Here is a 229-nt window from a genome sequence, read left to right as displayed (position 1 = left end):
ATGTGGATCAAGTTGCCAGCAAGCTGAACCTCAATCATGAACAGAGTAACGCCCAACTCCTGTTTATGCAGTCCAATGGCGGATTAGCCGATGCCCAATTATTCCAAGGGAAAGATAGTATTCTCTCGGGTCCGGCGGGGGGCATTGTTGGGGCAGTGAAAACCAGTCTGATTGCCGGTTATGACAAAATTATTAGTTTTGATATGGGGGGAACCTCTACCGATGTCGC

General features: G+C 48.5%; 1 protein-coding gene. It reads left to right on the top strand.

The features are described from left to right. Positions 1 to 229 (top strand): hydantoinase/oxoprolinase family protein (locus R0J87_RS25460; protein WP_498889799.1); only part of this gene is annotated, 229 nt, incomplete at both ends.

Source organism: Halomonas sp. SIMBA_159, from assembly GCF_046536035.1.
Classification (GTDB): Bacteria; Pseudomonadota; Gammaproteobacteria; order Pseudomonadales; family Halomonadaceae; genus Vreelandella; species Vreelandella venusta_A.
Note: the sequence above shows the minus strand (reverse complement) of the source record. Positions and strands in the feature narration are given on the sequence as shown.